This window comes from Trebonia sp. (assembly GCF_049794275.1).
GTDB lineage: Bacteria > Actinomycetota > Actinomycetes > Streptosporangiales > Streptosporangiaceae > Trebonia.
Genome location: NZ_JBARCR010000231.1, coordinates 1 through 7,560 on the forward strand (window position 1 = coordinate 1; position 7,560 = coordinate 7,560).

General features: G+C 70.9%; 9 protein-coding genes and 1 pseudogene. 5 read left to right on the plus strand and 5 right to left on the minus strand.

Annotated features, from left to right (window positions below; translation table 11 throughout):
- Positions 1–52: 52 nt before the first annotated feature.
- Positions 53–322: pseudogene (locus tag WA805_RS06685) on the plus strand (carboxymuconolactone decarboxylase family protein); the annotation flags it as partial.
- Between the two features lie 45 nt (positions 323–367).
- Here the strand turns inward: WA805_RS06685 and WA805_RS06690 are convergent.
- Together WA805_RS06690 and WA805_RS06695 are read right to left on the minus strand one after the other, a co-directional pair.
- Entirely contained in the window at positions 368–1,957 is a 1,590-nt protein-coding gene (locus WA805_RS06690) for a hypothetical protein (RefSeq protein ID WP_425241896.1), read from the minus strand.
- A complete protein-coding gene (locus tag WA805_RS06695) occupies positions 1,933–2,700 on the minus strand; it encodes an ABC transporter ATP-binding protein (protein WP_422341047.1) in 768 nt (255 codons plus the stop codon). The genes WA805_RS06690 and WA805_RS06695 overlap by 25 nt, the downstream gene beginning before the upstream one ends.
- 110 nt (positions 2,701–2,810) lie before the next feature.
- Here WA805_RS06695 and WA805_RS06700 point away from each other — a divergent pair, with 110 nt between their 5' ends.
- From WA805_RS06700 to WA805_RS06710, 3 genes are read left to right on the plus strand one after another with little or no spacing between them, the layout of a single operon-like run.
- Positions 2,811–3,140, plus strand: coding sequence for a hypothetical protein (locus WA805_RS06700; protein WP_425241897.1), 330 nt, complete (start codon positions 2,811–2,813; stop codon positions 3,138–3,140).
- A 4-nt stretch (positions 3,141–3,144) separates the two neighbouring features.
- Entirely contained in the window at positions 3,145–3,570 is a 426-nt protein-coding gene (locus WA805_RS06705) for a DUF2784 domain-containing protein (RefSeq protein WP_422282537.1), read from the plus strand.
- Positions 3,567–4,541, plus strand: a complete 975-nt coding sequence (locus tag WA805_RS06710) for a threonine ammonia-lyase (protein WP_425241898.1) — start codon at positions 3,567–3,569, stop codon at positions 4,539–4,541. The genes WA805_RS06705 and WA805_RS06710 overlap by 4 nt, the downstream gene beginning before the upstream one ends.
- Before the next feature lie 10 nt (positions 4,542–4,551).
- Here the strand turns inward: WA805_RS06710 and WA805_RS06715 are convergent, their stop codons facing one another.
- From WA805_RS06715 to WA805_RS06725, 3 genes are all read right to left on the minus strand, one after another.
- On the minus strand, positions 4,552–5,439 hold the full coding sequence (locus tag WA805_RS06715; RefSeq protein WP_425241899.1) for a PhzF family phenazine biosynthesis protein: 888 nt from the start codon (positions 5,437–5,439) through the stop codon (positions 4,552–4,554).
- Between the two features lie 74 nt (positions 5,440–5,513).
- Positions 5,514–6,239, minus strand: coding sequence for a hypothetical protein (locus WA805_RS06720; RefSeq protein ID WP_425239875.1), 726 nt, complete (start codon positions 6,237–6,239; stop codon positions 5,514–5,516).
- A 12-nt stretch (positions 6,240–6,251) separates the two neighbouring features.
- Entirely contained in the window at positions 6,252–7,196 is a 945-nt protein-coding gene (locus WA805_RS06725) for a TIGR03621 family F420-dependent LLM class oxidoreductase (protein WP_425241900.1), read from the minus strand.
- Between the two features lie 89 nt (positions 7,197–7,285).
- Here WA805_RS06725 and WA805_RS06730 point away from each other — a divergent pair.
- A partial coding sequence (locus WA805_RS06730; protein WP_425241901.1) for an AAA family ATPase occupies positions 7,286–7,560 on the plus strand: 275 nt, incomplete at its 3' end.

Below are 7,560 nucleotides of genomic sequence, written 5' to 3' on the forward strand. Positions count from 1 at the left end.
GCGAGGGAGGGCGGTGCAAGAGCGGATCGCCGGCGCGGACCGGGTGGAGCGCATGTACGCGTCGGCGGCCGAGGACGAGCTGCATTTCCAGCGGTTCCTGTCCGCGAACTGCTTCGGCGACTACCTCACCCGTGACGGGATCGGTGTCCCGGTGCGGGAGTTGATCACCTTCGCCATGCTCTCCGCCCTGGGCGGGTGCGACCCGCAGGTCAGGAGCCACGTGGCGGCCAACCTTAATGTCGGGAACGACCGGCAGACTCTGATCGGCGTCATCACCGTCGTGCTGCCGTTCATCGGCTACCCCCGTACGCTCAACGCGCTCGCCGCGATCAACGAGGTCGCGCCCGCATCCAAGAGGGAAACGACGTTACAGGGTGGTGCGCATGGCGACCTGGCAGAGCTCGGGCAGTTTGCCCGCGGCCAGGGCGGCGGCGGCCCGCACCCCGAGCCACGCGAGCCCGAGGCCGTAGGCCACGGCGCAGCCGAACAGCACCGGCAGCGCGATCGCCGCGGAATCATGGATGGTCAGGTTGCCGAGGACGATCACGGGGATGGCGGCTACCGCGACGCACGCGAGGGTGCCGAAGATGGTGCCGACCGCGTGCGCGCCGTATCCCTGGGCCTGCTGTGGCAGCGGGCTGCCGGCTCGTTTCTGCAAGGGATAGGCCAGCACGACGCCGAAGACGTTGGCCAGCGCCAGCCCCGCGCCGAGCCCGGCCAGGCCGACCGCGGCGGCGACGCAGCCCTGCCTCAGGTCCCCGATCAGGGCCGCGAGGCCGAAGCACATCCCCGTGATGAGCGGTACCGCGATCGCGCCGAACACGATGTCCTGGGCCGAGAAGTAGGCACGCAGCTCCCGGCGCCCGCTCAGCGCCAGGGCCTCGATCACGAACCCCGGCCCGGCCTGCCCGGCGAAATTAGCGTGATACGCGCCGGCGAACGCGGCGCCGAAGACCGCGCTGGTGATCACGATCGAGGGATGGTGCTGCCGGCCGAAGATCGTGCTGGCGCAGCAGATGAACATGATGATGACGACAATGGCCCAGTAAGCGAGGGACGCGGGGTCGCGGCGCTGGTACTTCAGGAACCTGGCGGCCACGGCACCGCGCAGGCCGTACCGCGCCAGCGGCAGCACGGCATTGCGCACCCGCGATGACCCGGTAGAGGTGTCCGTGGTGACCAGGGCGCGGCTCAGTGAGCGCACCCACAGAACGCCGAGCAGGATGATGACGGCCGCCAGCAGGCCGAGGCGCGCCGCGGCGTCACCCGTGTGCCCGGTCGATGCGTCCTGGATCGCGTGCGCCGCCAGGCCGGGCGGCAGCCAGCGCATCCAGCTGTCGATGCCGGCGAAGCTCGCCGGGCTCAGCTGCCCGGAGGAAGCGGCCCGGGGTATCACCTGGATGAGGAACTCGAATATGGCGAAGATCGGGATGAACAGGAAGACGGCGAGGTCCTTGCCGCGGCGCGAGCGAAGCAGTCCCGCCAATCCGGTGGTCACGAACCGCGCCAGCACGATGCAGAACAGCACCTGAAGCACCACCGCGATGAACGCGACGAGCACGCCGAGCGCCCCGCGAGCCAGCCCGACCGTGACGCCGAGCAGGCCTAGCACGTTGGCCACCGGCCAAGCGCCCGCCGCTGACGCGGCGAGCAGCCCGGGGACGAGCTGACGGGTGCGGAGCGGATAGAGGGCCAATGTCGCCGGGTCGAGCGTGCCGTCCAGGCCGAAGGCGAAGATCGGGGCAATCAGCCACCCAATCGCGAGGATGCCGAAGATGACCGTGGTCAGGTCCACCGCCGCGTCCTGAGAACGCAACTGGGCCAGGAGCCAGAAGATCCCGATCGCGGCGACCGCAGCGCACAGCGTGCTTATCAGGAACGTGACTTGCGCGGCGGTGGACGAGCGCAGCGCGTTGCGTACCAGGCGGAGCTTCAGTTCGACGAGGAGCCGAGCCATGTCAATCCCTCCTCACCCTTCGCCCTCGTTCCGACCAGGTCGATGAACGCCTGCTGCAGGGTCTTGCCGCCGCGCACTTCGTCGGTTGTGCCGGTCGCCAGGATCCTGCCCTTGTCGATGACGGATACGTGATCGCAGACCTGCTCGACCAGCTCCATGACGTGGCTGGAGAACAGCACGGTGGCGCCGCTGCCGACCAGGCGCGTCAGCAGCCGCCTGATCACGTCGGCGGAGATCGGGTCCACTCCCTCGAGCGGTTCGTCCAGGAACAGCACGGACGGATTGTGGATCAGCGCGCAGCCGAGCGCGGCCTTCTTGCGCATCCCGGTGGAGTAGTCCGCGACTAGCCGCTTCGCGTCAGCGGCCAGGTCGAGCATCTCGAGCAGCTGCGCCGCCCGCGAGCGGGCCTCGGCGGCCGGCAGGCCCCGCAGCCGGCCGGCGTACTCCAGGACTTCCTCGCCGCTCAGCCGCTCGAACAGCCTGGCCTCGGCAGGCACCACCCCGATCACCGCCTTGGCGGCGACCGGGTCGGCCCACACGTCGAGTCCTTTGATCACGATCCGGCCTGCGTCCGGCCGCAGCAGCCCGGTCATCATGGAGAGCGTTGTCGTCTTCCCCGCTCCGTTGGGCCCGACCAGGCCGGCCAGGGAACCAGCCGCGATATCCAGGTCGATGCCCGTCACGGCTTCCTTCTTCTCGAAACTCTTGCGTAGTCCCCGCACCTCGATGGCTGGCTCGTCCATGGCCGCCTCCCTGTCAGTTATCTACTATCATTGTGATATCAGTTTTTGAGTTGTCAAGGGCTATCCCGGGTACAGGAATGAGACGGGCGTCACACAGGTTGGTGGCGGGCATGAAGATAGCGGTCATCGGCAAGGGCAACATCGGCGGCACGCTCGGGAGCAAGTGGCGCGCTGCCGGGCACGACGTTGTCTTCGGCGCCAGGGACGGCTCAGGCGAAGGCCTCGGCGGGGCGCCGGTGCCCGGCGCGAACCTGTTCTTCGCCGCCGATCCGGAGGCGCGGGCGACCGCCGAGCAACTCATCAGCGCCGTCGGTCTAGAGCCGGCGTTCCTCGGCGACGCGACCGCGACGCAGACCGTCGACGCCCTGCTGCCGCTGTGGTTCGCGCTGGTCAAGCCGAACGGCGGCGACCGCAAGGTCGTCCTGCGTATCGTGCGCTGACACCATGTGGTACCAGGCCGGCGCGGACGTGGTGGTGGTCATCCACCTGCTGTTCATCGGCTTCGTCGTCGGCGGCGTCTTTCTCGCCTGGCGATGGCCCCGGATCATCTGGGCGCACATCCCGGCGGTGGTCTATGGCGCGCTGGTGGAGTTCGCGGGCTTCACCTGCCCGCTCACGCTGCTGGAGAATGACCTGCGCCGGCATGCGGGGGAGGCCGGGTACGGTGGCGGGTTCATCGACCATTACCTGGTCAAGGTGATCTATCCGCCGGGGCTGACCCGCGGGATGCAAGTCGGGCTGGGGCTGCTGGTTCTGCTAGTGGCGGTCATCGGATACCGGGGCTTCGCGCGACGGCACCCGCTGCCGCACCGGTACGCGGGCGCCGTGGCAGACACCGTAGTAGACACCCGTGGTAGACACAAGGCATGACCGTCTCCCCGGCGCCGGACCTGGCTGACGTCCTCGCGGCACGGCTGCGCATCGCGCCCTACCTGCGGCCGACCCCGCTGTACCGGTATCCCGCGCTAGATGCCCTCACCGGGGCTCAGGTGCGGGTCAAGCACGAGAATCATCAGCCGGTGGGCGCGTTCAAGGTCCGCGGCGGCGTGAACCTGGTCAGCCAGCTGACCGCCGATGAGCGAGACCGGGGCGTGATCGCCGCCTCGACAGGCAATCACGGCCAGTCGGTGGCCTACGCGGCCGACCTGTTCGGCGTGCGGGCGGTGGTCTGCATGCCCGAGCAGTCCAACCCGGTCAAGGTGGAGTCGATGCGGGCGCTGGGCGCCGAGGTGGTCTTTCACGGCCGGGACTTCGATGAGGCCCGTGAGCACTGCGAACAGGAGGCCGCCCGGCACGGATACCGGTACATCCACTCAGGGAACGAGCCGGCCCTCATCGCGGGGGTGGCCACCTACACCCTGGAGATCCTCGAGGCGTGGCCGGAGACCGACGTGATCGTGGTCCCGGTCGGCGGCGGCAGCGGGGCGGCGGGAGCCTGCGTGGTGGCCAAGGCGGTGCGCTCGTCGGTCGAGGTGATCGGCGTGCAGTCCGAGGCGGCTCCGGCCGCGTACCGCTCCTGGCGGGCGGGCGCCCTCGTGGCGGACACCACTAGCACGTTCGCGGAGGGACTGGCCACCAGGACCGCGTTCGAGCTGCCGCAGCAGATCCTGGGTGCGCTGCTGGATGACTTCGTGCTGGTGCCGGAGGACGCGCTGCGGGCCGCGACGCGGCTGATGATCGAGAAGACGCGCAACCTCGTCGAGCCGGCCGGCGCGGCCGCCCTCGCCGCGGTACTGAGCACGCCCGGGCGGTTCGCGGACCGCAACGTGGTCATCGTCTGCAGCGGCGGCAACATCAGCCCTGGCCAGCTGACGGCGCTGTGGCCGGGTGAGCCGGCCTGACACTCGCCGGCTACCCGATCAGTGCTCCTTCCGCGACGACCAGGCCGGAGCCGCCGACGCGAACGCGCTGCCGCGAAACCGACACGGCGATCCTGCTCGGCCGCCCCAGTACGTAGCCTTGCTCGATGATGACCGTGGACTCGTCGGGGATCCGGCCCTCGGCGACGAGCCTGGCGGCCAGCGGACCGGCGGCGGTTCCTGTCGCGGGGTCCTCCGCGATGCCGACGGTCGGGTTGAAGAACCTCGCGTAGGCGACGGCGCCGGCGGCGTCCACCGGATCCCGGCTATACAGGTAACAGCCCTCGGCGCCCGCCTGCCGCAACGCCGACTTCAGCCGCGCAGGGTCTGGCGCTGCCCGGTCCACCGCCCCGCGGTCACGCGCGGGGACCAGCAGGTGAGCGGCGCCGGTGGAGGCAACCCGCGCGTCCTCGTCCGGCGCCAGATCCCGCTCGCCCAGGCCCAGGCAGGCGGCCAGCCCGGCGCGGTCACCCGCCACCGCGCCGAATCGCGGCGGTGACTGGTCCATCCACACCATGGCGGGCTGGCCGGCCGCGCGGACCACCTCAACCGGCAGCACCTGGCCGGTTATCTCCTGCCGCAGGCCCGAGTCCGAGGCAACCCGGCCCGCGCTCTCCAGCCACAGCCAGGCACCCAGCGCGTTGTGCCCGGCGCCGCCGACCTCGACGCCGGCCGGGGTAAAAGAGCGCAGCCGCACGGTGGCCCCAGGCAGCGATGGGCGCAGCAGGAACGTGGTCTCCGATTGATTGAACTCGCGCGCGATCGCCCGCATCCGGGCCTCATCGAGGCCATCGGCATCGGGCACCAGCGACAGCGGATTGCCGGTCAGCGGGCGAGTCGCGAACACGTCCACGCAATAGAAGGGCAGACGGCTAGTCATAAAGTCATCGTCGCAGCACCCGCGGCGGGCCGCGCGCCGTCTTGGGCTGCCGGCCAGAGCGGCGTTCCACTACGCTAAGGCTGGCGATGACAACGCGGGAGGACAGCATGCCGCAGGCACAGTTGTTCAGGCTCGAGGCTGAGGTTCGCTGCGCGGACGGCGACTGCGGCAAGCTCAGGACCCTGGTCATCAGCCGCGGCGATGACGCGGTCACCCATCTGGTGGTGGAGCCGGCGCATCGGAAGGGGCTCGGGCAGATTGTCCCGCTCGGCCTCGTCGACGCCGGGGGAGCCGGCACCCCCGAGGGCGAGGTCCGGCTGCGCTGCACCAAGGCCGAGTTCGAGCGGCTGGATCCCGCCGAGGCGACGTACTTCCCCGGTGATGAGGACTACGAGGACACCGTCGGCCGCTGGGAACCGGATGTCTTGTGGCCCTATTACGCTCCCGCCGGGGGCATGCTGCCGGGAGCGCCGGGTACTCCGGGCACGCCAGGGGGCCCAGGGACCATCCCGGCGCCCGTGACCGTCGACGCCGTCCCTGACAAGCTGCCCGGCGAGGACGAGGTGTTCCGCGGTGATCACGTGCACGCGACAGACGGCGACATCGGGCACGTGCTGGGGTTCGTCGTGGAGGCAGGCAGCGGCCGGGTGACCTCGATACTGCTGCGCGAGGGACACCTGCTGGGCCGCAGAACGGTGCTCATCCCGCGGTCCGCCGTGGCGGAGGTCGGCGCCGACGGATTCCGCCTGAACATCACCAGGGAGCAGGTGCGGCACCTGCCGCCCGCGGACGACGAGCACCCGCCGGCGGGCTTACAGCCCGCCGGCGATCTCCGCCAGCGCGGGCAGCGCGCCGTCGCCGGCGACGAGATAGGACAGGCCGCGGCGGTCGCGCCGTTCGAGCAGGTCGGAACGGATCTGTTCCGCGCTGCCGATGAAGATCGTCGGCATCTGCCACACCGTCTCGGCGTCGATTCCGCTCCAGCCGCGCCGCGCGATCAGGTCCTCGGTCGCGGCCAGCCGCCTGTCCGTGACGATGAACGTGCCGAACGCGCTGATCTCCAGGTTCCCGAACCGGTCGCCGGCCGCCTCCCGCAGCACGCCGACCTTCGCGTCGAACGCCGCCGGCAGCCGGTCCCTGGGATCGTCGCCGTCGGCCGAGTCCCTGATCGGTGCCGGCAGGACGCCGGCGATGTCCGCGTGCCTGGCGGCGAGTCGCAGCATGCGCGGGCCGCCCGCGCCCACCAGCAGCCGCGGGGCGCCGGACCTGGGCATGGGGAGGACGTCGAGATCCAGCCCGTCGATCTGGTAGAACTCGCCCGACTGCTGGACCGGCGTCCCGGCCAGCAGGCCCTTGATGATGGAGAGCGATTCATCCAGCCGGGCGATGCGTCGGCCCGCCGTGTCAAAGGCGATGCCCGCCGCGGCGTACTCCGGCTGGTACCAGCCGGCCCCGATGCCGAGCTCGAACCGGCCGCCGGACAACAGGTGCAGGCTCGCCGCCTCGTGCGCCACGATGGCCGGGTGCCGGAAGTCGTTCGACAGCACCAGGGTGCCGACCCGCAGCCGGGTCGTCACCGCGGCCGCGGCGGCCAGGGCGCTGAACGGCGCGAGCTGCTGCCCGAACGCGCCCGCCGAGAAATGATCCCGCAGCAGCAGCGTGCCGATCCCGCTGTCCTCGACCCGGCGGGCGAAATCCAGCCACTCCCGGCCGTCAGCCACCGATTCCCGCACCACCCCGAACCGCAACGCCGCCATGCCACGGACGCTACCCCGGCAGCCCGCACGACGGGCGGTTCAGGAACGCGAGGTCCGGAACCCGCGATTTCCCTGCTACCGTCGGCCTGGTGAGCGGGCTGCTTGTCGCCGGCACCACCTCGGACGCCGGGAAGAGCGTCGTCACGACCGGCCTGTGCCGGGCGTTCGCCCGCCGCGGGGTGCGGGTGGCGCCGTACAAGGCGCAGAACATGTCCAACAACTCGATGGTGTGCGCCGCCGCCGACGGGGCCACCGACGACGCCGCGGAGATCGGGCGCGCCCAGTGGGTGCAGGCGCTGGCCGCGCGGGTCACGCCCGAGCCGGCGATGAACCCGGTCCTGCTCAAGCCCGGCAGCGACCGGCG

Excerpts from the sequence above, each read along its gene's own strand:
- WA805_RS06690 (WP_425241896.1), bottom strand. The coding sequence starts at position 1,957 with ATGGCTCGGCTCCTCGTCGAACTGAAGCTCCGCCTGGTACGCAACGCG.
- WA805_RS06695 (WP_422341047.1), bottom strand. The coding sequence starts at position 2,700 with ATGGACGAGCCAGCCATCGAGGTGCGGGGACTACGCAAGAGTTTCGAG.
- WA805_RS06700 (WP_425241897.1), top strand. The coding sequence starts at position 2,811 with ATGAAGATAGCGGTCATCGGCAAGGGCAACATCGGCGGCACGCTCGGG.
- WA805_RS06705 (WP_422282537.1), top strand. The coding sequence starts at position 3,145 with ATGTGGTACCAGGCCGGCGCGGACGTGGTGGTGGTCATCCACCTGCTG.
- WA805_RS06710 (WP_425241898.1), top strand. The coding sequence starts at position 3,567 with ATGACCGTCTCCCCGGCGCCGGACCTGGCTGACGTCCTCGCGGCACGG.
- WA805_RS06715 (WP_425241899.1), bottom strand. The coding sequence starts at position 5,439 with ATGACTAGCCGTCTGCCCTTCTATTGCGTGGACGTGTTCGCGACTCGC.
- WA805_RS06725 (WP_425241900.1), bottom strand. The coding sequence starts at position 7,196 with ATGGCGGCGTTGCGGTTCGGGGTGGTGCGGGAATCGGTGGCTGACGGC.